A 24,774-nucleotide genomic window follows, 5' to 3' on the forward strand; every position below is an offset into this window, starting at 1 on the left:
CCGGTTTCCATGCAATCCATTTCACCTTCAGGGTTCGGCAATCACGCTCAACAGGCGGCGGCATTTAGCTTCTGTTAATTTTTAAGCAGTCGTCGAATTGTGGTAAAGTGCAACGGTGTGATAACGTTAGGTCACGTACGGTTCGAGGGCCGGTCGCTGGGGGTTGGTGTGATTGATGTCGCACTCTGGCTTACTCCGCTCGACGGTGAAAATCCGTCAGGGGAGGATTTGCGCAACGACCCGGCTTTTCATGAGCTAGAGCGCCTGACCGAGCCCGAGGTCAAGGTCGTCCACGACGGCAATAACAAGCCCACGTCGCAAAGCACGATTCCGGTCGACTGGTCCGCGGTGCTAGCAAAGGCGGCGGACTTACGCGCGCATGGCCGGGACCTGCGACTGCTCGTCATAGTCACACGTGCGCTAGCCAATGAAGGCGGCCTGGCCGGGCTCGCGCACGGTCTGACGCTCATCGCCCAGACCTTCGATCAGCATTGGGAAACCCTGCATCCGGCACTGCGGCCAAACGCTTCGCCCCGCGATGCCGCTTTACGCCGTATCAACGCGCTGCTCGACCTGCAGAATGGCCAGGACGGGTTGTTGGCGAACCTGCGCCAGATGGTGTTCTTTACGCCACGCTCGATCGGGTCGATCAGCGGACGCGACCTGGAACAAAGCGCGCTCGATGACCGTCTCATGCTCCAGGAAGCCGCCTCGGGCTTGAACACGGCGGAAAAGGCCGCGCTGGTCAGTGCGCACGGACAATTGTTGAACCGGGTACGCGCCGGATGTGCTGCCCAGATTGAGCAGGCCGGTGCGGAGATGATCTCGCTCGTCGCCGACGCCCGGGCGGCGATCGCAGCCCTTGATGCGGTCGAAACCGCCCTCAACGCCCGGCTCGAAGGCGGCAGCGCTCCGGTTCCGGACTTAAAGCGGTTTCTGCAGCGTTTATTGACGACCCTCGAACGGAATTCGGCAGCGGGTCCGGTGGCGAATGGCGCGGCCAAGCCGCCCATTCCGGCAGAACCGGCAATGTCTGCTCGAAACGGTCATGGAGCCGAGACTATGGCAAGTGCGGCAAGTTACACGGACTCGAGCACAGGGCTTCCCGACCGGATCTCCTCGCGCGACGACGTGGTGAAGTGCCTCGACCTGGTCGTCGCCTTCTATGACCGCACCGAACCCTCCAGCCCTATACCGCATCTGGCGCGGCGTGTGCGCCGCATGGTGCACATGGATTTCGTTGAACTGATGGAAGATCTCGCCCCGTCTGGGCTGAAGGAATTCCGGCTCCTTGCCGGCGTTCCCGATGTCAAGAAGGCGGCTCAGAAGGATGAAAGGTAACAGCACATGCCAGCCGAAAGCAAAGCGAAGGTCATCGAACGAAATCGCGCGCCGCGGGTGCAGATCGCCTACGACGTGGAAACTTACGGTAGCCCGACGACGATCGAATTGCCGTTTGTCATGGCCGTGATGGCCGACCTTTCCGGCGCTTCCCAAACCAAGGAAGCGTCAAAATCGGTGCTGGACCGATCCTTCGTCGAGACCGACGCCAACCGCTTCCCCAAATTCATGGAGGCGCTCGGGCCGCGGGTCAAAGCCCGGGTGAAGAACACGCTGCCGCAAGCCGAAGGCCAGGAGCGCGACGAGGAACTGGGGCTCGATCTGACCTTCACCAAGATGGGCGATTTCGCTCCCGACAAGGTCGCCGAGCAGGTGCCGCAACTGGCCGAGATCCTCAAGATGCGCCGCCAGCTCGAGGAACTGCTCGGCTTCATGGACGGCCGCGTCGACGCCGAAAAACGCATCGCGCAGCTTCTGAACAACGAGCCGCTGCTTGGCAAGATAGCCAGCCAGGCACTGGCAGACGACGATAAGGCAGGGGAGTAAACCATGGCCGAACAGCAAAAGACCGCCGCCGTCGCCGCCGAGGCCGAAGCCATTAACCTCGACGAATTCAGCGGGCTCCTCGAGAAGGATTTCAAGATCAAGAAGGACGACAGCGAGAAGCTGCAGCAACTCGTGCGCAATCTCGCGCTCGCGGCGCAATCGCGTTCCGATACCACGAGCATCTCATCCAATGCGATCAAGTCAATCAAGTCGCTGATCGCGGGCATCGACAAGATGCTGACGACACAGGTCAACGAGATCCTGCACGCGCCGGAAGTGCGTGAGATGGAAGGCACATGGCGCGGCCTCTGGTACCTCGTAAACAACACCGAGACGGATCAGAAGCTAAAGATTCGGGTGATGAACATCTCCAAGGAGCAGTTGGCCGACACGCTCGAAGACTATGAAGGCCAGATGTGGGACCAGAGCCCGATCTTCAAGAAAGTCTATACGGATGAGTATTCGATGCTGGGCGGCGAGCCAATCGGCTGTGTGATCGGCGCCTACGAATTCTCCAACCATCCGCGCGATGTCGGCCTGCTGCGCAACATCTCCGGTATCTGCGCCTCAGCGCACACGCCGTTTATTGCAGCCGCCTCGCCGCGCCTGTTCCGCATGGACAGCTGGCAGGAATTGCCCAACCCGCAAGACCTGCAGCAGATCGTCTCCAACCCGGCTTATGCCTCGTGGCAGTCGCTGCGCGAGAGCGAGGACGCCCGCTATATCGGCCTGACCATGCCGCGTGTCCTGGCGCGGCTGCCCTATGGCACCGACACTGTTCCGGTGAAGGGCTTCACCTTTGAGGAAGAGGTGGAGGGCGATCACAACAAATATGTCTGGATGAATGCCGCCTTCCCGATGGGCGTCAACATCAACCGCAGCCACAAGCTGTTCGGCTGGGGCACGCAGATCCGCGGCGTCGAGAATGGTGGCACCGTGCTCAATTTGCCGGTGCACAGCTTCCCGACCGATGATGGCTCGATCGCGATGAAATGCCCGACCGAAGTGGCCATCGACGATCGGCGCGAGGCCGAACTGGCCAAGCTTGGTCTGATGCCGATCCTGCACCGGAAGAATACCGATCTGGCGGCCTTCATCGGCGCCCATTCGCTGCAGGACGACGAAACGCGCGCAGGCCGGCTGGTCGACCCCGACGCGCAATCGAACGAAAGGCTGAGCGCCAACCTGCCCTATCTCTTCCCGGTGTCGCGCTTCGCGCACTACCTCAAGGCCATTGCGCGCGACAAGGTCGGCTCGTTTAAGGAACGCTCCGACATGCAGATCTGGCTGACCGAGTGGATCAACCGCTACGTGCTAGCCAACCCGGCCTTCGCTGACGACAAGGCGCGCGCCAAGCGCCCGCTTGCTGCGGCCGAAGTCCAGGTCGACAGCGTGGAAGGCCGGCCGGGCTACTACAACGCTCGCTTCTACCTGCGCCCGCATTACCAATTGGAAGGGATCAACGCCTCGCTGCGGCTGGTGTCAGAACTGCCGTCCGTGAAGACCTGATTTGCAGCAACCAGACCTTGTTTTGTTTGAAAGCGGTGGAGAAAGACAATGCCAGTCAAGATTGATGGTTTTCTGAAGGTTCCCGATATCAAAGGGCCCAGCACCCGCGACGGCCACGATGACGAGATCGAAATCCATGGCGTCGACTACAAGATGGTCGCACCCTATGACCCGAATTCGCTGTCACGCCGTGGCCGCGTCTCCATGGGCATGATCAAGTTCATCAAACACTACGACAAATCCTCGCCCTACCTGAAAAAGGCTTTGTTCGAGAACAAGGCCCTGGATGAAGTGGTGTTCTCGGCTCGCCGGACCATCGATGGCGAGACCAAGGATTACCTGGTCGTCACGCTGACCGACGCCTCGATCATGGAATACGACATGTCGCAGGCCGAGGATGAGGCCGATCTGATCCAGGAAGAGGTCAGCTTCGCCTACAAGAAGATCAAATTCGTCTATGACGGCAATGATGAAGCCGAAATGGATGTCTATGTCGGCAAGTGAGGTTCGGCGGCCCGGCGCGGGCAAGCAGCAAATAGCCGGCGGCTTGCGGGCAAAAAGCGAGGCTGTCCAGCCGTCGCTATGGGATCGCCTCGTCAATGACCTGCCGGGCCTGACCTCCGAGATAGACGGGCTGCGCCATGTCCTGCTGGACGAGCTCGGCGCGGACCGTCTCGAAACGCTCGTTGCCGGCAGTGCACGGACCATCGACGCCGATGCGGAGTTGACGCCCGATCAGAAACGGCGTCTGCATCGCCTGGCCTTTCAAACCCAGCACCGCGTCGAGATCGAAAGCCGTGGCGTGGTGGTATCGGCCCGGGTGCTCAGGGAAGCGGTGCGGCGCGACATCGAGGCTTTGTTCAACACCGAGCGCTTCGAGGCCACGCCGCTGCTTTCCGATCTGGAAAACGAGCAGATGGCGGACAATCCACCGTCGCTCGCCGATTTTCCGGAGGTCCGCCGAAGCGTGGTCAATTACGGCGTGCCGTCCTTCTCGGGCCGGTCGTCCCGCGACTTTGACCGCGACGTGCTGGCGCGCGAAATCCGCTCGGTGCTCGCCACCTTCGAGCCCCGGCTCAAGGAAAGCGCGACGAAGGTTAGCGTTACCCTGGGCGACAAGACCGTGGGGCTGAAGATCGAGATCGATGCCGTGCTGATTATGACGCCCACACCGGAACGCATGCGCCTGCGCACCACGATCAATCTCGACAACGGCTTGGCGCGGACCGAAATTAGGGACGCCTGAGATGGATCGGGTTTTCGTCGAATATTATGAGGAGGAACTGACCCATATCCGCGGTCTTGCGGCGGAATTCGCCGACATGCATCCGGCGGTGGCGCGCAACCTCTCCCTCGATACGGTCCCCTGCCCCGATCCTTATGTCGAACGGCTGCTGGACGGCGTCGCCTTCCTCGCCGCGCGCACCCGGCTGAAAGTCGACGCCGAGCGCTCGCGATTTTCGCGCAGCGTGCTCGACGTCCTCTATCCCGATCTGGTCACGCCGGCGCCCGCAACGGCGATGGCCGTGCTGAAACCCGGTCAGCAGGTGCAGATCATGCCGGCCGGCCACATCGTCAAGCGCAACACGCGGCTGGTCTCCAGCCTGCAGCCCGGCCTGTCGACGCGCTGCATTTTCTCGACCGCACAGGACATAACCTTGTGGCCGATAGCGATCACTTCGGTCAGCTATTTTCAGGATCGCAGCGCGCTAGCGGCGGCCGGCATAGGACCGATCGACGGTACCGGCGGCGAGGCGGCGCTGCGCCTCGCGCTGACGCGGACCGGGAAAGGCAAGCTTGACGAATTGGCGCTCGACCAGCTCGACCTCTATTTTGCCGGACGCACCAAGGCACCGCTGCTGTTCGACGCGATTTTCGGCGCTTGTGTGGCCGTCGGCGCACGACCGGAAGGCAAGACCAACCGGCTGTCGCCCCTGCCGGCACCCGAAATGGTCGGCATCAGCGACGACGAGGCCTTGATGCCGCGCACCCGCCCGACATTCGAAGGCTACCGCCTGCTGCGCGAATATTTCGTCATGCCGGAGCGTTTTCACTATGCGCGGGTCCTGGGGCTGCAGCCGGTGGTGCGCAAATGCGAGGCCGGACTGGAGATCATCTTCCTGTTCCGCCGCCCGGTGCCCGAACTCGCCGACCTGACGCCGGCGGATTTCGCGCTTTTCGCGACGCCGATCATCAATCTCTTCGAACGTGAGTGCAATGTCGTCGAGCTCGATCAGCGCAAGACGCGACAGGTAGTGCACGCCGACCGCACGCGGGCGCGCGACTTCGAGATCTATCGTGTCCTGCGCGTAGAGGATGCCGACAGTGAGGGCAGTGACGCCGAGATACCGGAGCTGTTCAGCCTCGGGCAGAACCGCGGCAGTGGCTGGGTCTATTCGACGGAACGGCGCCCACGCCGGGCAACCGAGGATGAACGGCGCGATGGCCTGACCCGCACCTCATACACTGGGGACGACGTTTTCCTGGCCGTATCCCGGCCGCTCGGGAGTCCTGCGAACCGGCCGTTGAAGCGTCTCGATATCATGGCGCTTTGCACCAACCGTGACCTGCCGATCCTCGATGACAATCCGACCTTGACGCTCGAGGCCGGCGACCCGGTCGAATCCGTCCGGCTGCTCGGCGCCTTGCGTCCGCCGCAGCCGGCCATCCCCGCGGCACTGCCCAGCGGGGCCGACGGCGAATCCCGGGCCGACGATCTCGCCTGGCGGCTGGTGGCGCAGCTGGCGCTCAATTTCTTGAGCCTCGCCAAGGACGGCCGCGGCGTCGATCCGCTGCATGCGCTGCTCGATCTTTATGCCGACCGGGGCGATCCGAGCCTTGCCCGCAACGTGCATTCGATCGTGCGTATCGACTCGCGGTCGGTGATCGAGCGACTGCAGATTGACGGGCCGATGTGCTTCGGGCGCGGCACTGAAGTGACGTTGCATGTCGATCAGTCGGTGCTGGCGGGGCAAAGCACCTTGCTGCTTTCGGCCTTGCTGGCGCGGCTGTTTGCCCGTCATGCCGGAATAAACGGCTTCGTGCGAACCCGCACGCGGCTGCTGCAGAAGCAGGAGGATGTGCCATGGCCGATGACGCCCGGCAATCGCTACCTGATCTAGACAAGACACCTGATCTAGACAAGCGTGGTCCGGACCGGGCCGAAGCTCTGTCGGAAGCGTTCGACTTTTTCGAACTGCTGCGCCGTCTCGAACAGCGGAGCGGTCTGTTCGGCCATTCCGGACGCCCCGGCCGCGAGCCGGCAAGGCTTGGCCAGCATGTGCGCCTCGCCTTCTCCGCACGGGATCTGGTTCAATTCCGCGAAGCCAGCGACAAGGCGCCGGCCCGGGTCACGGTTGCAAATCTCGGTCTGTTGGGCCCTGAGGGCCCGATGCCGCTGCATCTGACGCGCTGGGTGCTCGACCGGCTGTCGCAGCGCTGGTTCGCCGGCGCCGACGCACAGCAGACCAGCGACACGACCTTCGTGGACTTCGTCAACATCCTTCAGCACCGCATGATCGCCCTCTACTACCGGGCCTGGGCGGATGCGCATCCGGCGGTCCAGGTCGAGCGCGCGGTCGGCGGCCGCGTCCGCGCCATGCTTGAAGCGATGGCGGGGATCGGGCTTCCCGGCACCCAGAACCCTGATCTCGACACCGTCAAGCTCCGCCAAGCCGCTTCACTCGCCAGCCAGGTCGACGGCCCGGAACGGCTGACACAGTTCCTGGCGGAAGCGTTCAGGGTGCCGGTTCAAATCAAGGAATTCATCGCCGCCTGGATAACCATTCCGACCGGGCTGCAGACTCGCCTCGCCAAAGCCTTTGCAGTGCTCGGCCGGGGGGCGACGATCGGCCCGCGCGTTTTCAACCGCCAAAGCAGGATCGAGCTGCGTGTCGGCCCGCTCGGCTTCGAGGAGTTCAAGGCGTTCTTGCCGGGAGGCTCGCGCCTCAAACTGTTCAAACAGGCGGTCCGAGATATGGTCGGGGAGACGCTCGACGTCGACCTGCGCATCGTGCTGGCGTGTGAAGCCGTACCGCCGCCGCGTATCGGAACGGTCCAGCTCGGCCGGACCGCCTGGCTTGCGCGGCCCGCCGAAAGGGGCGATGCTGACGATCTGCGGCTGCGGACAATTGTCGGATGGCGGCCGGAAATGGCGGGGGGCGCGGCATGAGCCTGCTGCTGACGCTGGAGCAAGGGCCACGCACCCAGGCGGTACGGCAGACCCGGCTGGACGAAGGCGAGCTGGTGATCGGCCGCAGCGCCGACGCAGGCTGGCAGATCAACGATCCCGACATGTTCGTTTCCCGCGCCCATTGCAGGATCACGGGCGGGCGAGACGGCTATTTCGTCACCGACACGTCGAGCAGCGGGCTGTACATAAACGACTCCGACAGCCCGCTCGGTGCCGGCCAGTCGACGCGCCTTCAAAGCGGCATGCGGCTGAGGCTTGGCGACTATGTCGTCCATGTCGACCTGCAGGCGCCAACCGCCCAGGCACCTGCCGCCAGTCAGCCGGTTGCGGAACGCTTGCCGCCGGCATCGTGGGCGCCGCTGAGCATCGGCAATGACGACTTCTTTTCCGCCAAGGTCGAGGAAGAGCCGCGACGGCCACGGCCGGCCGACCTGCCGAACCCGTTCGAGCAGCCGGTTGCGGGCGCGTTCGAGCGTGCCGCCCCCAGCCAGCGCAGCTCGCCTGCTTTCGATGACCCGTTCAGCCTCGATCCGGTTTCGACGCCTGGGTCGACGGGCGTTGATCCTCATCCCGAAACCGGCACTGCGCCAAGCTTCGCGGATCCGTTCAGCCTCGACCCGGTGCCTTCTCTTAACCGCCCAACTGAACCCGCCGCCGGAAAGCCGTCCGAATTCAATGATGACCTTGGTTTCGGACCAGCGGCCGCTCCAAGTGCGGCAAACGGCGTCGGCTCGAACGGACAGCGTGAGCGCATTACCCCACGACCGCAATCCGCCAAGCCCTGGGATCTGCGTGTGCAAGCGGCTGATGCCCCGCCTCCAGCGCCCACTGGTGCTGCTGCCAGACCGGCTCGCGTGCCGGCAGCGGCGCAACTGGGGGACATGGCGCTTCGCTCCGCGTTCCTGCGCGGCATGGGTGTCGAGGAAGCCGATTTCCCGGGGCGCGACAGCGTCGCGGAAATGGAGAAGTTCGGCCGCGAATACCGGCTGATGATGGAAGGCCTGATGCAGCTTCTGCGCAAGCGGGCCGAGGAAAAGGGCAATGCTCGCGTCGCCCAGACCATGGTCGGGGCTTCCGAAGTCAATCCGCTCAAATTCCTGCCGACGATCGACGATGCCATCGTCACGCTCATCGCCGAGCGCAGCCCCGGATTTCTCGCCGGCGAAGCGGCCATCGCCGACGCGGTTCGCGATCTCGCGCAGCATCACGTGCGCGCCTGGCGCGGCGTGCAGGCCGCTTTGCGACGTATGGTCGACCGTTTTGAGCCGGCTGCGATCGAGCAGGAGCTGAAGTCGAATTCGGCGCTCGGCAACCTGCTTGCAGGCGGGCGCAGCGCCAAGCTGTGGGAGCTTTACCGGAAACGCCATCATGAAATCGCCGAGAGCGCCGAGAAAAGCTTCCTTGGCGAAATCGGCGCTGATTTTCGGGATGCATATGAGGAGGAGTGAGACATGATTGATCGACGTCAATTCGTTGTTACCCTGGGCGCGACTGGTCTGCTTGCGGCTTGCCAGAGCGGTCCGCCGAAACCTTCGGTGATCACCGTCAACGTGTCCGGCGGGGCCGGCATGAACCCGGGACCAGGCGGCGGCGACCGGCCGGTGACAGTTCTCGTGATGCGGCTGCGAAGCACCGGCAAATTCAATTCCGCCGACTACTTTGCCCTGCAGGGCGATGCCGGCTCGGCGCTGGCAGGCGATCTCATCGGATCCGACCAGATCGCCGTCGGGCCGGGAAAATCCGCGTCGAAGACCATCACCGTCGAGCCGGACGCGGCGGCGCTGGGCTTCGTTGCGCTGATCCGTGAGCCGACCGGCAGGAACTGGCGCACGACCAAGTCCGTGTCGGCGGGATCAAAATTCACGATCAATGTCTCGCTTGGCAGCGGCGGCATTTCCGCCTAGCGGCCAGGGCAAGGGGAGCTCGATGCAGAGAGTAGCGGCATGAGCGATGCAAACAGAGTGCTGTGGTCCGAAGGTCTGTTTCTGCGGACCCAGCATTTCCAACAGCAGGATCGCTTTTTCGAGGCGACGGTGCGCGGCGCTTTGCAGGCCGGGCAGTTGCACACGTTCGGCTTTCAGCAATTGACGTTGGATCAGGCATTGGTGGAGGCCGGCCAGATCTCGATCCTGTCCGCACAGGGCATCTTTCCGGACGGGACACCCTTCTCCATACCAGACATGATGGACGCGCCGCGACCACTGCCGGTCACCCCGGACACGGGCGCCGGACCGGTGCTGGTCGCCTTGCCGCTCGAGCCGGCCGGCGGTGTCGGCTTCGATCCGGCACACGCTGCCACCTCGGGAGCACGCTATCATGGGCGGATCGTCTCCGTCCGTGACTCCGTCCAGGGCGGTTCGGACCCTGAAGAAATCGAAATCGCCCGTCCGCAGGCGCTGCTGCTCGGACCCGGAAGGTCGGTCGGCGGCTACACCGCCTTGCCGATCGCCGACCTCAAGGGGATTCGAGCCGATGGCGGCGTCTCGCTGGACGAGACCTTCCTGCCGCCGACCCTGGTGACCGGCGCAGTGGCCTGGTACCGGCAATTACTGCAGGAAGTCGTCACGGGCCTCGAGCAGATCGCCGAGGCGCATGGCAAGATGGTGATGGGCGGACCGGGCCGCAGCGTCGAAGACCTGCTGATGCTCAACCTCGCCAATGCGGCGCGGCCACGGCTGGCCCACATGCTGGCGCAGGATGTCTTCCATCCGGCCGAGCTCTACCTGGAACTTGCCGGGCTCGCCGGGTCGATGGCGACCTACGGATCAAGCGCGCGGCGGCTGGGTGAGTTGCCGGCTTACGACCACATGGCGCCAGGCCCAGCCTACATGGCGCTGGCGGATGCGCTGCGCTCGCTCATCCTCAGCCTGCGCTACATCGAGCCGAAATCGCGGGCGCTGCCGGTCATGCGGCATTCGACCAATGTTTGGAAAATCCGCATCGACAATCCGAAGCTGCTGGTGGCCAGCCGCATCGTCATCCGGGTTGGTTCGGAGCTGTCGGAAGACGCGCTGCGCAAGATTTTCGTTAATCAGGCGACTGTCGGCTCGGCCGATCAGTTCGAGGGCCTGTGGAAATCGCGCTTGCCCGGCATTCCATTGAAACCGCTGCATTCCCAGCCGCGCGAAATCCCTTACGACGGCGATCGGCTCTGCCTCGAGCTGGACCAGAAAAGCGAGCACTGGGCATCGTTGCTCGATGCCCCCGGCTTCGTCATCGGCGTTTCGGGCGTGTTGCCAAGCGAGCCGCAGGTGGACTGCTACTCGGTGAACAGGTGAGATGATGAGCCGCGATGATCCTTTCGGACTGTCGGAGGATCGCGAACGCACCCGCATAAGGCTGACCGGCGCGCCGATGCCGCGGCCGATGGTGCCGCTGTTGCCGGGCGCGGCGGTCAAGCGGTCTCGCACACATCCGAACGCACTTGTCAACGCATTCGCGCCCTTGCTCGAATTCGCACCCGAGCTTGAAAGCGCACTGGCGCCGGAGAACCCGGAGGCGTTGCGCACGCGATTGCTCGAAGAACTGGTTCGGGCACGCGACACGGCAATGGCGACGGGGTCCTCGCTGGAGCGGGCCGATCAGGCAGCCTGGGTGGTGGCGGCGTTGCTCGACGATCTCGCTTTGAACACGCCCTGGGGCGGGGCCAGCGCCTGGCCGCGCCAGCCGCTCGTGGTCATGCTGCGCGGTGATGTCGATGCCGGCACGCAGTTCTTCACGCGTCTCGACGAACTCGAGCGCCATCCCAACCGTGACCGTGAATTGCTGGAGTTGCAGTATAATTGCATGGCGCTCGGCTTCCGCGGCAAATATCGCGTGCCCGGCCGCTCAGGCGACCGCTCGCTCAATGCGGTTCGCGTGGCGGCGGCACGCTTCCTGCGCGACGCCGACGCCGAAGGCGCGCCACTGTCGCCAAACTGGAGGGGCGTGATCGCATCCGACGAGCCGCAACGCTTCATTGTGCCGATCTGGGTCATGGCGCTCGGCGCGGCGGTCGTTGCCACGGCCCTCCATATCGGGCTGTCGATGGGACTGAGCAGCCAGGCGGTGGAACTATCCGCCCTTGTGCACGCGCTGCCGCCGCCTGAACGCGGCGACATCAGCCGGACCTCGCCAAAGGTCGACGCCCCGCCGCCGGAGAAAGTGGATTTTGCCCTGTTGCCGGAATTCCAGGCCGGAGCGCCAGCCGACCTCAAATCCGCGCTCAGCGGCACCGAGAGCGTTTCGCTGGCCAAGTTGATCATCCAGGCCTCCAACCCCGAACTGTTCCAGTCGTCGCGGCCGCAACTGAGCGACGGCTTCGAGCCGCTGATCGGTTCGATCGCCAAGGTGATCCTCGCCAATCAGGAGTTGATCGGGAATATAACGGTGATCGGTCATACGGACGGCGTTCCCCTGCAAAAGACCAATCCGCTGTCGACCAACCAGCGCCTGTCGGAGGCGCGCGCCCAGACGATCGCCGACATGCTGGTGCAGAATGGGGTGCCGCAGGACCGCGTTCATTCCGAGGGCCGCGCTGCCACGGACCCGGTGGCCAGCGACAGCACGCGCGAGGGGCGAGCCTTGAACCGCCGCGTCGAGGTGCTCGTCGAAAAGAGGCTGTGAGATGTTCATCCTGCGCTTCCTCTGGGCGGTCCTTACATCGCGCTGGCTGTGGACGCTGATCGGCATTACGCTGCTTTCCCTGGTCATCTGGGTGTTCGGTCCGATCGTCAGGGTCGGTCCATATTCGCCTTTCGATTCCGACAATGTGCGCATTGCCATGATCGCGGGGCTGATCATCCTGTGGCTGATCTGGCTGATTATCGCGCAGCGCCGGGCGATCCGCGCCAATCGCCTGTTCGTCGCCGAGATCGCCGCGCCGGTTGCGGAGAAGCTCCTCGGGCCCGGCGAGGAAAACGTCGCGGCGGTCGGCGCCAAATTCGCCGAGGTGATGGCCGAACTGAAGCGGCGCAAGCTCGGCGGACGCAAATTCCTGCGCGAGATGCCGTGGTACGTGATCGTTGGGCCGCCGGCCACCGGCAAGACCACGGCCTTGCGGCAGTCCGGCCTGAATTTTCCGATCGACCTCACCGACGATTTGCAAGGGGTCGGCGGCACCCGCAACTGCGACTGGTTCCTTTCCGAGAGCGCTGTTCTGATCGACACCGCCGGCCGCTATGTCCAGCAGGAGAGCCAACCCGACGTCGACGCGGCGGAATGGCTGGGCTTCCTCGACCTTCTGAAGAAGCATCGCGGCCGCCGCGCGCTGAACGGTGTGATCGTCGCGCTATCGATCGACGTGCTTTCGGAGGGCGACGAAGCGATCAAGGCACACGGCCGCAAGATCCGTCGCCGGCTGGCCGAGCTCAACGACCGGCTCGAAATCCGCCTTCCGGTTTATTTGATGCTGACCAAGGCCGACCTGATCAAGGGTTTCGAGGCTTTCTTCGGCGGCCTATCCACCGCCGCGCGCGAACAGGTCTGGGGAACGACCTTCGCGCTGGACGCGCACGTCGATGCCAAGACCATCGAACGTGAGATTTCAACACTGGCGTCGGAGCTGGAGCGGCGGCTGGTGCCGCGCCTCGAGGACGAGGACAAACTCGCATCCCGCGCCGAGATCTTCAGGTTTCCTGCCCAGCTGTCCAGCCTTTCCGAACCAATCCAGGTGCTGGTCGAGGCGATGTTCGGCGAAAGCCGCTATGAAGAGGCAGCCTGGCTGCGCGGCCTCTATCTGACATCGGCGACGCAGGAAGGCGCGCCCATCGACCGGCTGACCGCGGCGCTGTCGTCGTCCTTCGGCCTGCCGCTCCGGCGGGCCCTGCCAGTGCCGAGAATCGAGAAACGCAGCTTCTTCCTGAAGAACCTGCTCACTGACGTCATCTTCAGGGAAGCCGGCCTCGGCACGTTCGATCCGCTGGCGCAGCGCCGCCGCGTCTGGATGTGGCGCGGCGCGGCGACCTCATGTGCTGCGGCGGCCTTGCTGGCCGGCGGGCTGTTCACCTGGTCCTATTTCGACAACCGCAACGCGATTACGGCGCAGGCAAGCCAGTTCGAAGCGCTGCAAACGCCGCTGACCGCAACTGCCGCAAGCCCGGCATCGGTGCAGCAGCCTGCCATAGACGGCGCGCTCGAAGCGATGGACGCGGTCGCGAATGCCCGGACAGCACCGCCGGGCGCCCCCCAGGATCTGCTCGGGCCATCGGCCTCGGCGGAACTGGTGCGGGCGCAGACCGACACCTACGACCACGCCCTGCGCAATGTGCTTGAGCCGCGCATGGTCGCGCTACTCGAGGCGACCATGTGGCGACAGATCCGCGATCCGGATTTCATGCTCGGGGCACTGAAGACCTATCGCATGATGACGGGCCTGTCGCAGATGGACCCCGATTTCGCCCAGAATTGGTGGGTGAACAGCCTGCCCGAATTCGCGGCTGCGGCACCCTTTCCGACCGCCGATGCCGAGGAGCATCAGCTTGCCGCCATTCGCCGCATGGCGGTCGACGAAAGCTATGTCGCGCCCGACCAGGCCCTGGTCGCCGAAGCACTGAAAACGGTGTGCACGATCTCGTTGCCGGCGCGGGCCTACAAGCAGTTGTTGGCCGATCCGGAAGTGGCCGGGCTCAAGGAGTGGATCCCGGCCAATTTCGCCGGCCCAAATGGCGGCAAAGTGTTTGCGCGACGCTCCGACAAGACACTGCGCGTCGGCATTTCTGGAGCATTCACCTATGCCGGCTTCCACGACGCCATCCTCGACCGCATCGATGATATCGCCGCCCAGGCGGCACTTGATCGCGCCGTTTTCGCGGGCGGCTGCTCGGAGAATTCCGAGACCTCTGTCTCGGCACTGTCCGAGGATATTCTGAAGCTCTACTATGACGACTACATCGCTCAATGGGACAGCTTCCTGCACGACATGCGGCTCGCGCCATTGACCGATCTCAATGTCGCCAGTGAAAATCTGAAGGACCTCTCGAGTGCCGATTCAGCGCTGAAGCGGCTGCTGACGGCGGTCGTGCAGCAGACCGAACTGACGCGCTCCGACGATGCGCCCGCCGACAACAAGGCGGCGGCCAAGGGCGCCTCGAAACTGCTCGGCAAGTTGGGAAAACTCGGCAAGCTGGCGACAAGCGGTGCGAAACTGCTGCCGCGCACCGGGTCGGCCACCGAGGTGGACCTGACCGGCAATCTGGTGGCCGAGCATTTCAAGCCGCTGAAGAGCACCATTGCCGAGGTCGAGGGCCAACCGCCGGCGCTCGATGCCGCCGTTGTGGCGCTGACCGCGCTGTCGAATGTGCTGCAGACGGTCAGCGCCAACCCCAATCCGCAGGATGCCATCAAGAAGCAAGGCGGCCTTGCCGAACTGACCGGCGCGGTGGCCAGGCAGGCGCAGATCCTGCCCGACCCGATCAACAACTGGCTCGGCGGCATTGCCGGGGACACCAGCAATCTGACGCAGAAGGCGGTCACTTCGGAGCTCAACGCCATCTGGCGGGCAGACATACTGCCCTTCTGCCAGGCCGCGCTCAACGACCGGTACCCGTTCAGCGCCGACAGCGCGGTGGACGTCAACGTGCGTGATTTCGCCCGCCTGTTCGGGCCGGCCGGGCTGATCGACGGCTTCATCAATGACCACCTGATCAACTATGTCGACACCACCAGCCAGCCGTGGAAATGGCGCGCCGATTTCGGCCTCGACCCTTCGGCGCTGGCGGCGTTCGAGCAGGCAAGGCATATCCGCGACGATCTCTTTCCCGGTGGGACCGGACCGGTGATGAGCTTCACGCTCGAACCGAAGGACCTGTCTCCAAACGTCACGCGCGTGACTCTCAATCTCGATGGCCAGACCCTCGTCTACTACAACAACGCGACGCGGCCGCAACCGATGACCTGGCCGGGCAAGGACGGCACCGGCGTCATCTCGCTTGCCTTCCAGCCCATCGACGGCTCTCCCGAAATCATGCTCAACGAGACCGGCAGTTGGGCCTGGCTGAGGATACTGCGCAGCGGCCGGTTCGCCGGCACGTCACTCTCCGATGTCTACAGCCTGCGCCTGGGCACGAAAGGCATGTATGCCGATTTCGAACTCAAGGCGGCAAGCGTCGAGAACCCTTACAATCTGCAGATGTTCAAGAAATTCTCATGTCCGCCGCAGATATGACCTTGCCCGGCTTTTACGGCAAAATGCCTGCCACCGGCGATTTCGTGACGCGGCGGCTCTCGGGCGACTTTGTTCGCGGCTGGGACCGCTGGCTGGCGCAGCATCTCGTCCCGCTGTTCAGCTCGGAATTTTGGCCAGGCACAACCGCGCTGCGCTTTCTGACCGGTCCGGCATCCTTCGGCGCATCGGCGGGCATCATCGTGCAAAGCGCCGACAGGGTCGGCAGGAAGTTCCCTCTGAGCATCGTTGCGCAGCTTGTCGAAGCTCCCATTCAGCTGGCTGACGCCGAGGCGTGGTTTTCGCAGATCGAAGGAGCGGCCATCGCCGCTCAAAACGGCGAGCTGACGCCCGACGAGCTGGATGCTGCACTCTCTGGACTGCCGTTGCCCCCTGTCGAGGCGAGCGACGAGGTCATCGGCAGCATGGTGATGTGGACAGCTCGTTCGGACGTTTTCGACATCGATCCGCAATCGCCTCAGACGACGCTGCAACAGATCCTCGCCGCCAGCTGGGAACCCGGCTGATGCGGATCTGGAACCAGATGGGTTACCGGCACGAGTTCAGCGTGAGCGCGGACACGACCGGGCGTGAGTGGGTCGTCGTGGTGGTCAAGGGCACGTTCGACTTTCCCGCGACACCTGGCGGGTTGGTGCAAAGATCAGCAGAACAAGTGCCGCTGGTTTTTGCTGACACGCAAACCGGTGAACCCGGCTCCTCCGCCACGCTATGGGAAAGCGACTTCGCCTTCCGCAAACCGCGCTGCGACGTGATCGCCAATGGCTGCGCCTACGCGCCCGGCGGGCGACCGGCCGAGCGCGTGCCGGTCGGCATCAAGGTTGGCAATTGGTCAAAACTGTTCGAGGTCGTCGGCCACCGCGAATGGCGCGCCATCGGCCCGGTTTTTACAGCCACATCGCCGCAACCCTTCCTGAAACTGCCCATCTCCTATGACGTCGCCTGGGGTGGCGTCGACAGGCTGGATGCGGAGGACAAGCTCCCCGCCAGCTACAAATACAATCCAGTCGGAACCGGCTGGTCGCGCACCAGGAACCAGCGCCTCATCCCCGGCCTGCGTCTACCGAACACGCAAGCGGTCGGCGAAGAGATTCGCTCACCATTCGGCGACTACAAGCCGATGAGCTTTGGCCCGATGGGCCGCGGCTGGCCGGGCCGTATCGAATATGGCGGCACCTATGACGACAACTGGGCTAACAACATTTTCCCGTTTCTGCCGCCGGACTTCGACGAACGCTACTTCCAGGTGGCGCCGCCCGACCAGCAAATCGATCCGCCGCGCGGTGGCGAGGAAATGGAGCTCATCAATTTGACGCCAAGGGGCCGCGAACATTTTAGAATGCCAGCCACGGCCATCAAAGTTGCAATGTTCAAGGGCTACACCAAGGCATTCGAGACTGATATTCATCCGGACACTATTTTGTTCGACACTGAAAATCGTCGCTTTTCATTGGTCTGGCGTGTGTCGCAACGCCTTCAGCGCACGATCCTCGACTTTACGGAATGCTGGGTCGGGCCGCCGACGCCAGGCATGCTCCACGCCAAGGCCGTCAGGAAGCCATACGTGCGATCGATCGCGGAGCCGATTCAGCCGGAGGCCGAGGACGCATGACGGCTGCGCTCGACATCGTGGCGACCGGGATGGTGACGGCTGTCGGCCTTGATGCGCCGTCGTCTTGTGCTGCGCTCCGCGCTCGCCTGGACGGCTTCAAGGAGACGCAGTACGCCGACGATGAAGGCGAGTGGCTGCTTGGCTCCCCTGTCACCATGCCACGAAAATGGATCGGCCAGAAGCGTATGACGCATATGCTGGCGGCTGCGATAAGCGAGGTATTGACCGCGGTGCCGCAAGCACGCGAACGGACGCCGATGTTGTTGTGCCTTCCGGAGGCGTCTCGGCCTGGTTCACCCGTCCAGGATGCCTCTGCGTTCTTGCGGAATGTATGTGCGATCCTCGAGATGGCCGTCGACCCACGATCGCGCACCATATCGCATGGCCGGCCATCCGGTTTGGTAGCACTTGAGCACGCGCGCCGGCTGCTGGCCGAAGGGGGAACGTCAGCAGTCATTGTCGCAGGGGTAGACAGCTACCTCACTCCCGAGGCGATAGGCTTCTATCTGGCGAACCGTCGCTTGCTGGCCACCAACAACCCGAACGGTTTTATTCCCGGCGAGGCCGCGGCCGCCGTGCTGTGCACCCATGCTGGTCATGGATCCGGACTAAGGCTGCATGGTCTGGGCCTCGCTCGAGAGAATGCATACATCTACAACGAGGCTGACGAACCGCTGCGCGGGGACGGATTGACGACCGCCTATCGGCACGCGCTGAAGGAGGCTGGCATCGAGATGAACCAGTTGGGGTTCCGTATTTCGGACCTGATCGGCGAGCAGTACTGGTTCAAGCAAACGGCCCTGGCAAGCCTTCGGCTCGTGCGAGGTGCCCATGACTTTCAGGACCTGTGGTCGCCGGGTGAATCGCTTGGAAATATCGGAGCGGCGGCGGCGCCTGTGATGATCGGCATGGCCTTCGCGGCGGCAAGGAAGGGCTACGCGGCGGGCAATCCGGTCCTGATCGAGGCGTCCGAAGACTCCGGCGCGTGCGGCGCAGCCATCTTTGCTGCGAGGGCTGCATAGATGACAGTCTACGCCAACAGTCTGGAAGTCGCATGCAAGGCGCAGGGCAACAAGGTCATAGCGGCCTTTCCTGATGTCTGCTTCACGCCGCCGGAGAATCCGGCAACTCCCCCTGGCGTTCCGGTTCCTTATCCCTCTTTCGGCTTCGACAGCGACACGGACAAAGGCACCAGCACCGTCAAGATCGGCGGCCAGACGATCACGCAGAAAAACAAATCCTACTACACCAAGACAAGCGGCACTGAAGCGGGCTGCGCGACCAAGAAGGGCATCATCACATCGAAGAATACCGGCAAGGAATACGCCGTCGCCTGGTCGAGCAATGTCAAGGCCGACGGCGAGCCCGTCAACCGGATGACGGACCTGTCGACCAACAATCATGCCTCGCCGCAGGGAAATACGCTGACGTTTCCGAAGCTCGCCACCGGCGCCGGAGTGATTTACAGCACGCAAAAATGTCTGATTGGCTCCTATGATGCGATCGCCGCAGTCTGCAACGACAATGGCGGCGAGGCACATCATGTCGTACCGGACAAGTGTTTCCGAACGGGCAGTCGCGCGAACGCGGATGTTGCATCGACGCGCATCGCCAATGCTCCGACGCTCGGAGAGGGGGTATGCATCTGTCTCAGTCCTGATGATCACGAACGGATTCATGAGGCTGACCGTGAGCAGATCGTTACGCTGGGCCGCCCCGGCCTGGCCAAACTCAAAGGCAAAAAACTAGCGGATGCGAAAGCCAAGTTGAAAGCGCAGGGCAAACTCGGCGTTGCGCCGATGAGCAAGATTACCGAAGCAACCATTTCATGTCTCGATGACCTTCAGGATCTCAATGCGAATTGCATCAAGAAGGCGAAGGAAGCAGTCGAGGAGCAGCAAAGCGCATTCGCGGCCAGCCAGAAGGGTAGAACTTCCAACCCGTTGCCCGGCAAGGAGGCCAAGAAGACGATGAAGCCGCCAAAGCCAAGAAAATAGACCGACACACCAGGAGTACACAGATGAAGATTCGAGCGTCGGGCTACATTGCTCCAGATCTCATCGCCGCAGTCCCAACCGAACTCGACGACGAGGATCCGTATTCGCGTTTCCTCATGTTTCAGGACACGACGGAGCAACAGGTCGCGGATGTCAACATCCCTCGAACAGTCGTTTCCGTTTGCGCCTACCCATTCGAGAGCGACAACGAGAATGTGTTCGTCGCTCTAACCAATGAGGGCGACCTCTACTTTCTTACCGAGGACGTGGACTACGAAAAGATCCCCGGTGCCGGCGTGCTCAGCGAGGATGCCGAGGACCTTGGTTCGACGCTTGGCATCACCCAGAAGGCGGGCATCCTCTATGTTTGCGGCGACGGTTCCCAAGTCTATTTCAGGCCCAGGAAGGATGAATGGGTCCGGATTTGCGAACGTGACGTCGATGGAATGGCAAACAATTTCTTGGAGGGCATCGCCGCGATCAGCCCGAACAAACTGGCGGTCTGCGGATACACCCACAGCCGCCCCAAGCATGCCGCGCGAGGTTGCCTCTACTTCTACAACGATGGGGAGTGGGGCCAGGCAGAACTCCCAAACAATCAGGCCTTGTATGATCTTGTCTTTGTGGACGCATCGCGTCTTGTTGCCGTGGGCGGCGGCGGTACTATTGTTACGGGAACAGGACCTGGCACGATGGAGGACGCCTCCGTCGAAGGTTTGCTCGAGAAGTTCCTACGCATCCGCTTGGACAGCTCGAAACTCTATGTGTTGGGTAAGACCGCAATCTTCATATTCGACACCAAGCTGAACCTGTTGGACACCCTACCCCTGCCCGCCGAGTATCGCAGCCCGAAGAACATCGAGGTCAAGCAGGGCATCATCTGGTACTTCGATCGTGAAGGCTTGGCTCGTCACGACGGCACGGGCTGGACTCTCATGCCTGTGCCTCCCGAACTTCTCGAAAGATCGGAATAAGTCCGCCACGGAACGTTACCCTGTCGAGGGTCGCCTCAGGCTTTTCCCAGATTGACTTCGATAAAGCGCTGCACCTTGGCAATATCAAGGTCAATGATGCGGATCGGCTTTTGAGTGGATAGCATCTGAACCACGAACAGTTCTCCCGCTTCCGGAAATTCTTCGAAGCGCTGTTGCGCGATCTTTCGCCCGGCCTCACCCGCGACCCTGGCTCCATCGAGAAAAGCTTCAAGTCGCTCTATCAACCTGGCAAGGCGCTCATCATCCATGTCCGGGTTTTCATCAGGATGCAGCAAATGGTAATGATACACCGTCCAAAGGAAGGCAGCCTGTTCAACATGCTGGCGCACGATCTCGTAAAGGATTGGCGCCGGCATCAGTTCAGATTCACGGAGCCGCCGCGGATTCGATTGGCCGCGCTGGCATGGCTGGTGACATAGGTTCCACGGATGGTGATGTGACCATCCTTCTCCATGATAATTACGGACTTGCCGCAACGCAGTTCGATGCGCTCATTGCCGACAATGTGGACCAAGTCACCGTCGCGCACGATCTGCTGCGCGTGAGCCGGACGCGAAGGCTCCACAAGCTTACCCACGATCAGCGGGTGCAGGGGATCACCCTCCTGAAAGAGCAGCGCAACTTCAGCGCCGATCATGCTGGCATCGAGTTTGGTCAGGCTTCGCGCGGCGATAGCTGTCTCGACAGGGTTTCCAGGAAAGACCACCAGCGGCGATGTGTCGTCAAATCCCAGGAAAATGCCGATTACGACACCATCGATGCGATCACGAACTTCAGCCATACTTCGTCCCTCTAATTCTGGTGGATCTTGCTGCCCTTGAATTTGATATCGCCGGATGCCTTGCCGCTGATCTTTCCGGAAGCATCAATGGAAATATCCTTGCCCTTGATGTCGATCGTCCCATCCTTCTTCATGATGATCTCGGCACTTCCGCACTTCAGCGTGATCGAGTCCTTCGCCTCAAGCGTGTAGTTCTTGCCTACGTTTAAGGCCGAGTCGTCGGCGATCTGGACCAGGCTCTTTTTTCCAACCTTCAGTTCATGTGCGCCCGCTACCTGTGTGCTGTCGTCGGCGCCTATCTCTGTCTTGCGGGTTTTGGTGATTTCGGCCATCTGGGCGCCGCCAATTTTTATGCCCTGGTCCGCGCCGATCTCGATGCTCTGGCTGGCGGATATGTTCCAGCTGTCGCTGGCCCCGATCGTATGGCTCTGCGCCGCACCAACCGTCACCGACCGTGTCGCGCCGATGGTGTTCGTCTGAGGCCCGCCAACGCTTCGTGTCTCGGATGCACCGACCGTGTCGATGCGGGCAGCGCCAACAGTCACCGTCTGGACAATCCCCACCGTCTGCGAGTGGTTGGAGCCGATCGTCTCCGTCGAGTTCGAACCGATGCCTATCGTCTCGTTCGACCCCACCGTCAGCGACCGGTTCTTGCCCACCGTCTCGGTGTCGTTGTTGTCGATATTCGTGGTCTGGTCGACGCCGACCTTGACCGTCTTGTTGTTGCCGACGTCCTCGTCCAGGTTGTGGCCGACGGAATGCTTGGCGTCGTGGTCGATGCGATCGGACTGGTCGTGCTGGACCAGCTTGGTGCGGTCGTGCTTGATCAGAAGGTTGTGGTCCTTCTGCGCCTGGAAGTTGACCAGTTCTGAGCCGGCCTTGTCCTCGAACATCAGCTCGTTGTAACCGCCGCCGCCTTTCGAAGAGTTGGATTTCCAGCCCGATTGCGTTGCGTTGCCCGGCAAGCCGTAGGGCGGCATCTGCGAGGCGTTGTAGACCCTGCCGGTGATGATCGGCAGGTCGGGGTCGCCTTCGAGGAAGTCGACGATCACCTCCTGGCCGATGCGCGGTATCTGGATGAAGCCCCAGCCGCTGCCGGCCCAGGTCTGCGAGACGCGGACGAAGCAGGAACTGTTTTCGTTCTTCTTGCCCAGGCGGTCCCAGTGGAACTGCACCTTCACCCTGGCATATTTGTCGGTGAATATCTCCTCGCCTGAAGGGCCGACCACCGTCGCCGTCTGCGGCCCGCGCATGACCGGCCGCGCCGTGATGCGCGGGGGGCGATAGGGCAAGGCAGTCGGTGCGACGCCCAGCACGACCTTGAAATTTTCGCTGTGGGCTTCGTTCTGGGTCCTGTAGCCCGGATCGAACAATCTGTATTCGGCACTGACCACCAGATACTCCTGGTTCTGGTCATCGCGCGGAAAGCTTTCCAGCTTGAAGGTACAGCCGGAATGGAGGCCGCGTACGGTGCCGACGGCGGTGATGCGCTGGTGCACGGCCTGGAGTTCCTCGCGCCGGATACCGGCCAAGGTGTCGCCGCGCCCGACATCGAGATGCGCGCCAGGCTGGCGATAATTCTCGCCGGAGGCTTCCTTGTGGCCGAACGGCTGGGCGGACTTTGCCATCAAATCGGCGCCGGGCTTCTGGAAATCATAGTCGGTATGGGCATAGGCCCCCGGCCGCACCGAACTGCCGGGAATCCATTCGGTGATATATTCGACATCGCGTCGCGAGCCCTGTCCCTCGAAATTATAGGGTATCTTCTCGTAGCCCGGCGCCGGCTTCAGCTTGCTCATCGCGTCGCACAGGACGAGCGTGTGCTTGCCCTCGTCATGCTCGAAGAAATAGAAGATGCCTTCGTGCTCGAGCAGGCGCTGCACGAAATCCAGATCGCTCTCGTCGTACTGGACGCAATATTCGCGCGAGGGGTACGACCCTTGCAGCCGCTTCTCGAATTTCGCCGTACCGTATTTCGAGAAGATCTTCTCGACGATCTCGAGAGCTGTCATGTTCTGAAAGATCCGGCAATCGGTGGTGTTGCCGAGAAACCAGAGCCACGGCCTGACGACCGCTTCGTAGTAGGCCATCCGGTCTTCGATGCGGGTCAGGCGAAACTCGGACACCAGGCCACTGAACCATCGTTTCGGATCGGATTCCCCTTCGACCGAAACCGCGCCTCCCAGCATCTTCGCCGGATCGACGTCGGAGTTGGGCCCGACGAAGCCGACCGTATAGGCAAAGCAACGGCTGATCTCGTCGCGGCCGACAAGATGCGTGAAGGTCAGTTCGGCGCCGACCGGCGTCTGCACAACCGTGGCACGTTCGTTCGGCATGGGTCGTGCCCCTCCTGGACGCGGCCGCCGGCGCGGTGAATCTGAAGTTCCCGCCATCTGCCGGGAATTTTTTCGACCCAACGCATCAGGCCATGTTGAGCCTACCACATGTTGTCCCGCTGGCCAAAGAGGACGCACTGCGGAAAACCTTAACCTGTCGATGCATTGCCTCGAAACGCTGCTGTCCTGTTGCATGTGCAAACTGCTAGAATGTGGAGTATCGGTCAGTGTTCGACGGCGATCCTGGATGCACATCAGTCTGCAAATCAACAATGTCGACGCCTTGCCTGCGGGCATCTCGGCCGGTTACGCGGCGCGGGATCGCAGCTTCGAAATCGGTCGCGATGCCTGTGACTGGACCCTCTCGGACCCCGACAAATTCATCTCGGGCCGGCATTGCGAGATCCGCTACGAGGCAGGCGCGTTCTGGCTCCACGACGTCTCGCGCAACGGGACCTACCTCAACGGATCAAACCAGCGCATGACCGGCCCGCATCGGCTGGGCAACGGCGACCGGATGCTGATCGGCCGCTATGTCATCTTCGTGTCGATCGATGAGGAGCGCGCCGCGACGGGTCATCCCAGCCACGGTTCGATGCAGCGGGAAGAGCCGGGGGCGACAAGCCCGTCGCTGGAATTCGGAGACGGGCCGTTCTTTGATCCCACGAAGCAACGGTCCGGGCAGCGGGGTGCAGCCTCAACGTTCCCGTCGCAACCGCCCCTGCCCTCGACCAGGGATGAAGTGCTGCGGGAAATCGCGATCGGAGCGGGCATCTCGCCGGAACTGCTGCAGTCGCGCGATCCGCATGAAGTTGCTGCCGAAATCGGGGCGGTGCTGCGCACGGTGGTCGAGGAACTGACCTTGCTGCTGAAGGCGCGCGCGGCGGCGAAAATGCTGGCCAAGAGCACGCAGCGGACGATGATCAGCGCCGCCGACAACAGCCCGCTGAAATTCGTTCCGGGAACTGACGATATCCTCGAAATCATGTTCGCACGGCGCCGGGCCGGCTATCTCGATGCCAGGCGCAGCATCGAAGATGCCTTCCGCGATCTCAAGGCGCACGAATTCGCCACCTATGCCGCCATGCAGTCGGCACTGTCGCGGCTGCTTGACGACCTGTCTCCCGAAGCGATCGGAAGAAAGCTTCCGCCGACATCATTCTCGTCGAAAAAGAGCCAGGCTTGGGATGCTTTTGTCGCGACCTGGCGAACCATGGAGGAAGCGCACGAGAACGGCATGCTGGATATATTCCTGGCCTATTTCAGCGAAGCCTATGCCAAGGCTGACAAGCAGAAATAGGCGCTTC

At 62.5% G+C, this 24,774-nt stretch carries 21 protein-coding genes; 18 read left to right on the plus strand and 3 right to left on the minus strand.

Annotated elements, in window-relative coordinates:
- The first annotated feature begins 168 nt into the window (after positions 1-168).
- Genes tssA through LB519_RS24615 form a run of 17 tightly spaced genes read left to right on the plus strand, consistent with a single transcriptional unit; the run spans position 169 to position 20,329 of the window.
- On the plus strand, positions 169-1,341 hold the full coding sequence (gene tssA, locus LB519_RS24535) for a type VI secretion system protein TssA (protein ID WP_224621375.1): 1,173 nt from the start codon (positions 169-171) through the stop codon (positions 1,339-1,341).
- 6 nt (positions 1,342-1,347) lie between these two features.
- Positions 1,348-1,887, plus strand: coding sequence for a type VI secretion system contractile sheath small subunit (gene tssB, locus LB519_RS24540; protein ID WP_224621376.1), 540 nt, complete (start codon positions 1,348-1,350; stop codon positions 1,885-1,887).
- A 3-nt stretch (positions 1,888-1,890) separates the two neighbouring features.
- Entirely contained in the window at positions 1,891-3,396 is a 1,506-nt protein-coding gene (gene tssC, locus LB519_RS24545) for a type VI secretion system contractile sheath large subunit (RefSeq protein ID WP_224621377.1), read from the plus strand.
- A gap of 48 nt (positions 3,397-3,444) precedes the next feature.
- Complete coding sequence (locus LB519_RS24550; RefSeq protein ID WP_023767750.1) at positions 3,445-3,900, plus strand: Hcp family type VI secretion system effector; 456 nt, start codon at positions 3,445-3,447, stop codon at positions 3,898-3,900.
- A complete protein-coding gene (gene tssE, locus LB519_RS24555) occupies positions 3,887-4,642 on the plus strand; it encodes a type VI secretion system baseplate subunit TssE (RefSeq protein ID WP_224621463.1) in 756 nt (251 codons plus the stop codon). Before LB519_RS24550 ends, tssE begins: the two co-directional genes overlap by 14 nt.
- 1 nt (position 4,643) lies before the next feature.
- On the plus strand, positions 4,644-6,518 hold the full coding sequence (gene tssF / locus LB519_RS24560) for a type VI secretion system baseplate subunit TssF (protein WP_224621378.1): 1,875 nt from the start codon (positions 4,644-4,646) through the stop codon (positions 6,516-6,518).
- A complete protein-coding gene (gene tssG, locus LB519_RS24565; RefSeq protein WP_224621379.1) occupies positions 6,482-7,567 on the plus strand; it encodes a type VI secretion system baseplate subunit TssG in 1,086 nt (361 codons plus the stop codon). The genes tssF and tssG overlap by 37 nt, the downstream gene beginning before the upstream one ends.
- The gene (gene tagH, locus LB519_RS24570) at positions 7,564-9,036 is read left to right on the plus strand and encodes a type VI secretion system-associated FHA domain protein TagH (protein ID WP_224621380.1); all 1,473 of its coding nucleotides are present in this window, start codon (positions 7,564-7,566) and stop codon (positions 9,034-9,036) included. The genes tssG and tagH (LB519_RS24570) overlap by 4 nt, the downstream gene beginning before the upstream one ends.
- 3 nt (positions 9,037-9,039) lie before the next feature.
- On the plus strand, positions 9,040-9,492 hold the full coding sequence (gene tssJ, locus LB519_RS24575) for a type VI secretion system lipoprotein TssJ (protein WP_224621381.1): 453 nt from the start codon (positions 9,040-9,042) through the stop codon (positions 9,490-9,492).
- Positions 9,493-9,531: 39 nt separating this feature from the next.
- On the plus strand, positions 9,532-10,866 hold the full coding sequence (tssK, locus tag LB519_RS24580; RefSeq protein ID WP_224621382.1) for a type VI secretion system baseplate subunit TssK: 1,335 nt from the start codon (positions 9,532-9,534) through the stop codon (positions 10,864-10,866).
- Positions 10,867-10,870: 4 nt separating this feature from the next.
- Positions 10,871-12,193, plus strand: coding sequence for a type IVB secretion system protein IcmH/DotU (gene icmH, locus LB519_RS24585; protein ID WP_224621383.1), 1,323 nt, complete (start codon positions 10,871-10,873; stop codon positions 12,191-12,193).
- A gap of 1 nt (position 12,194) precedes the next feature.
- Entirely contained in the window at positions 12,195-15,731 is a 3,537-nt protein-coding gene (tssM, locus tag LB519_RS24590; RefSeq protein ID WP_224621384.1) for a type VI secretion system membrane subunit TssM, read from the plus strand.
- Positions 15,728-16,255 carry a type VI secretion system-associated protein TagF gene (gene tagF, locus LB519_RS24595; RefSeq protein WP_224621385.1) on the plus strand — a complete coding sequence of 176 codons (528 nt, stop codon included), beginning with the start codon at positions 15,728-15,730 and terminating at the stop codon, positions 16,253-16,255. Before tssM ends, tagF begins: the two co-directional genes overlap by 4 nt.
- Positions 16,255-17,358, plus strand: a complete 1,104-nt coding sequence (locus tag LB519_RS24600) for a DUF2169 domain-containing protein (RefSeq protein ID WP_224621464.1) — start codon at positions 16,255-16,257, stop codon at positions 17,356-17,358. The genes tagF and LB519_RS24600 overlap by 1 nt, the downstream gene beginning before the upstream one ends.
- Complete coding sequence (locus tag LB519_RS24605) at positions 17,355-18,380, plus strand: beta-ketoacyl synthase N-terminal-like domain-containing protein (protein WP_224621386.1); 1,026 nt, start codon at positions 17,355-17,357, stop codon at positions 18,378-18,380. Before LB519_RS24600 ends, LB519_RS24605 begins: the two co-directional genes overlap by 4 nt.
- Positions 18,381-19,355: a DUF4150 domain-containing protein gene (locus LB519_RS24610; RefSeq protein ID WP_224621387.1), complete on the plus strand. Its 975-nt coding sequence runs from the start codon at positions 18,381-18,383 to the stop codon at positions 19,353-19,355.
- A 23-nt stretch (positions 19,356-19,378) separates the two neighbouring features.
- Entirely contained in the window at positions 19,379-20,329 is a 951-nt protein-coding gene (locus LB519_RS24615; protein ID WP_224621388.1) for a hypothetical protein, read from the plus strand.
- Positions 20,330-20,364: 35 nt separating this feature from the next.
- On the opposite strand, the gene LB519_RS24620 is transcribed toward LB519_RS24615, so the two are convergent.
- The 3 genes from LB519_RS24620 to tssI are packed head-to-tail and all read right to left on the minus strand — an operon-like array spanning position 20,365 to position 23,467.
- Positions 20,365-20,706, minus strand: a complete 342-nt coding sequence (locus LB519_RS24620) for a hypothetical protein (RefSeq protein ID WP_224621389.1) — start codon at positions 20,704-20,706, stop codon at positions 20,365-20,367.
- Positions 20,706-21,131, minus strand: coding sequence for a DUF6484 domain-containing protein (locus LB519_RS24625; protein WP_224621390.1), 426 nt, complete (start codon positions 21,129-21,131; stop codon positions 20,706-20,708). Before LB519_RS24625 ends, LB519_RS24620 begins: the two co-directional genes overlap by 1 nt.
- Before the next feature lie 11 nt (positions 21,132-21,142).
- Positions 21,143-23,467: a type VI secretion system tip protein VgrG gene (gene tssI / locus LB519_RS24630; protein WP_224621391.1), complete on the minus strand. Its 2,325-nt coding sequence runs from the start codon at positions 23,465-23,467 to the stop codon at positions 21,143-21,145.
- A 247-nt stretch (positions 23,468-23,714) separates the two neighbouring features.
- Here tssI and tagH (LB519_RS24635) point away from each other — a divergent pair, with 247 nt between their 5' ends.
- On the plus strand, positions 23,715-24,767 hold the full coding sequence (tagH, locus tag LB519_RS24635; RefSeq protein ID WP_224621392.1) for a type VI secretion system-associated FHA domain protein TagH: 1,053 nt from the start codon (positions 23,715-23,717) through the stop codon (positions 24,765-24,767).
- Positions 24,768-24,774 lie beyond the last annotated feature (7 nt).

The sequence above is a fragment of the Mesorhizobium sp. AD1-1 genome (genome assembly GCF_020164655.1).
Taxonomy (GTDB): domain Bacteria; phylum Pseudomonadota; class Alphaproteobacteria; order Rhizobiales; family Rhizobiaceae; genus Mesorhizobium; species Mesorhizobium ciceri.

Coding starts and splice junctions, on each gene's coding strand:
- tssB (WP_224621376.1), top strand. CDS start 1,348: ATGCCAGCCGAAAGCAAAGCGAAGGTCATCGAACGAAATCGCGCGCCG.
- tssC (WP_224621377.1), top strand. CDS start 1,891: ATGGCCGAACAGCAAAAGACCGCCGCCGTCGCCGCCGAGGCCGAAGCC.
- LB519_RS24550 (WP_023767750.1), top strand. CDS start 3,445: ATGCCAGTCAAGATTGATGGTTTTCTGAAGGTTCCCGATATCAAAGGG.
- tssE (WP_224621463.1), top strand. CDS start 3,887: ATGTCGGCAAGTGAGGTTCGGCGGCCCGGCGCGGGCAAGCAGCAAATA.
- tssF (WP_224621378.1), top strand. CDS start 4,644: ATGGATCGGGTTTTCGTCGAATATTATGAGGAGGAACTGACCCATATC.
- tssG (WP_224621379.1), top strand. CDS start 6,482: ATGGCCGATGACGCCCGGCAATCGCTACCTGATCTAGACAAGACACCT.
- tagH (WP_224621380.1), top strand. CDS start 7,564: ATGAGCCTGCTGCTGACGCTGGAGCAAGGGCCACGCACCCAGGCGGTA.
- tssJ (WP_224621381.1), top strand. CDS start 9,040: ATGATTGATCGACGTCAATTCGTTGTTACCCTGGGCGCGACTGGTCTG.
- tssK (WP_224621382.1), top strand. CDS start 9,532: ATGAGCGATGCAAACAGAGTGCTGTGGTCCGAAGGTCTGTTTCTGCGG.
- icmH (WP_224621383.1), top strand. CDS start 10,871: ATGAGCCGCGATGATCCTTTCGGACTGTCGGAGGATCGCGAACGCACC.
- tssM (WP_224621384.1), top strand. CDS start 12,195: ATGTTCATCCTGCGCTTCCTCTGGGCGGTCCTTACATCGCGCTGGCTG.
- tagF (WP_224621385.1), top strand. CDS start 15,728: ATGACCTTGCCCGGCTTTTACGGCAAAATGCCTGCCACCGGCGATTTC.
- LB519_RS24600 (WP_224621464.1), top strand. CDS start 16,255: ATGCGGATCTGGAACCAGATGGGTTACCGGCACGAGTTCAGCGTGAGC.
- LB519_RS24605 (WP_224621386.1), top strand. CDS start 17,355: ATGACGGCTGCGCTCGACATCGTGGCGACCGGGATGGTGACGGCTGTC.
- LB519_RS24610 (WP_224621387.1), top strand. CDS start 18,381: ATGACAGTCTACGCCAACAGTCTGGAAGTCGCATGCAAGGCGCAGGGC.
- LB519_RS24615 (WP_224621388.1), top strand. CDS start 19,379: ATGAAGATTCGAGCGTCGGGCTACATTGCTCCAGATCTCATCGCCGCA.
- LB519_RS24620 (WP_224621389.1), bottom strand. CDS start 20,706: ATGCCGGCGCCAATCCTTTACGAGATCGTGCGCCAGCATGTTGAACAG.
- LB519_RS24625 (WP_224621390.1), bottom strand. CDS start 21,131: ATGGCTGAAGTTCGTGATCGCATCGATGGTGTCGTAATCGGCATTTTC.
- tssI (WP_224621391.1), bottom strand. CDS start 23,467: ATGCCGAACGAACGTGCCACGGTTGTGCAGACGCCGGTCGGCGCCGAA.
- tagH (WP_224621392.1), top strand. CDS start 23,715: ATGCACATCAGTCTGCAAATCAACAATGTCGACGCCTTGCCTGCGGGC.